Source organism: Micromonospora sp. NPDC007230 (assembly GCF_042869115.1).
Classification (GTDB): Bacteria; Actinomycetota; Actinomycetes; order Mycobacteriales; family Micromonosporaceae; genus Micromonospora.
Map to the genome: position 1 here is coordinate 1 of NZ_JBIAFE010000073.1, position 1,733 is coordinate 1,733.

Genomic DNA, 1,733 nt, shown 5'->3' on the forward strand with positions numbered 1-1,733 from the left:
ACCCCCAACTGTTGCCGCTGCTGGACGCGATCTGCGTCAACGAGCCGGGACCGGGCCGGCCCCGCAAGCGCCCAGATGTGCTGATCGCGGACAAGACACCCCATGCGATCAAGGGTCAAGCCGCGGGGGTGGTGGGTGTTGGGAACCCGAGGTCTTCGCGGTATTCGATGCGGGATTGCAGGCAGTGGTGGAGTTGGCCGATGAGCTTGTTGAACAGGCGCCGCAGACTAGCTGCGTAGCGGTCGCCGTGGTCACGACGGCGGTCGTAGTGGGCGCGTGCCGCTGGTGATGCGGTGAGTGCGGAGAACGCCCAGTGTCGTCCTGCGGCGGCGAGTCTGTTGTTTTTGATTCGGCGGTGCATGACTCGGACGGTGCGGCCTGACGCTCTGGTGACCGGCGCGGAACCGGCGAAGGCCTTCAGTCCTGCGGCATCGGCGAAGCGGGAGCGGTCGTCTCCGATCTCGGCCAGGACTCGGGCGCCGGTGATGACGCCGAGGCCGGGGAAGCTGGTGATGATGGTCGCGTCGGGGTGTTGCCCGAACACCTCATCCACCGCGGCGGCCAGCTCCGCGGCGGCCTCGCAGGCGGCGTCGAGCTGTTTGAGTAGCGCAAGGGTGTGTTGTCCCATCGCGTCCTCGACGACTGTGGGCTGAGCAGCCCAGGCTTGACGAAACACGGCAGCGAGTCGTTTGGCTTCCGCGTCGATCCCGCGTTGACGGCCAGCTGTCTTGAGCGCTGACCGTAGCTGCGGCAATGTCAGCCGTGCTGCCCGCGCCGGCGTCGGCGCCACGGCGAGCACCGCCCGCGCCTCGCGCGAGATCAGCCCGTCTCGCTTGCCGGAGAAGGCCGAAATGATCGACGGGTAGTACTCGCGAAGCAGCGACCGCAGGCGGTTATGGAGGCAGGTGCGGTCCCAGACCGCGTCCTGCTGAGCTCTCGCGAGTACGGTGACAGCCTGCGCCAACGCGGAGTCCGCAGGCAGCGGACGGTGAGCCGCCGCGTCGGTGCGCAGGATGTTCGCCAACACCATCGCGTCCTGGTGGTCGGACTTCTTGCGAGAGAGTGTGTGACGCTCGCGGTAGCGGGCCACCGCCATCGGATTGATCGCATAGATCGGCCGGCCGGTGGCGCGAACGGCCGCTACCAACAGTCCTCGAGAGGTCTCGATCGCCACTGGGATGGGAGTCTCCGGGTGGTCGCCGTGAGCGGCGAGCAACTCAAGCAACGCTCGGTAGCCCTGGATATCGTCGCTGATCCGCAACTTCGCCAGCAGCCTCCCGTCGCCATCGACGACCGCGACGTCGTGATGGCCTTCCGCCCAGTCGATCCCACACGACACCGTCATTCAGTTCCCCTTCGTCGATGAACCTGGCGGGACCAACCGGCGCCCTAATAGCAGCGCTCGAAGCGCATCACCCCATCAGCCGTCCGTGATCCCAGCCCCTCGCCAGGGCCTCGATCTGTCGCAGGGCTCCACGCCCAAGCTGAACCAGAGATCATCCCGGCAGGCGGCTCGAACCACGGCAGGCTACGCCCCACCGGCTGAGCAGGGCGGCCCCGGCGCGTCGCTCTTGTCGAAGCACTCAAAGAGCACGGGCTACGCATCAGACGTCACCGGAGCCGCCCTCGGCGCCTATTAGGGCTACGCCCACGACTCCACCCGCCGAGCACTGCGCCAACGGGGAATCCGGCACGTCATCCCGGAACGCTCTGATCAGGTCGCCCGCCGGGAC

The 1,733-nt window shown here is 67.5% G+C and carries 1 protein-coding gene and 2 pseudogenes; 2 read left to right on the plus strand and 1 reads right to left on the minus strand.

Translation table 11 applies throughout. The features are described 5' to 3' along the window. Positions 1-95 (plus strand): annotated as a pseudogene (locus tag ACFYML_RS36550) (IS5/IS1182 family transposase); the annotation flags it as partial. Positions 96-115: 20 nt separating this feature from the next. On the opposite strand, the gene ACFYML_RS36555 reads toward ACFYML_RS36550, so the two are convergent. Beyond that, complete coding sequence (locus ACFYML_RS36555) at positions 116-1,345, minus strand: IS110 family transposase (protein ID WP_387425008.1); 1,230 nt, start codon at positions 1,343-1,345, stop codon at positions 116-118. Between the two features lie 295 nt (positions 1,346-1,640). Between ACFYML_RS36555 and ACFYML_RS36560 the strand changes: the two are divergent. Then, a pseudogene (locus ACFYML_RS36560) lies at positions 1,641-1,733 on the plus strand (IS5/IS1182 family transposase); the annotation flags it as partial.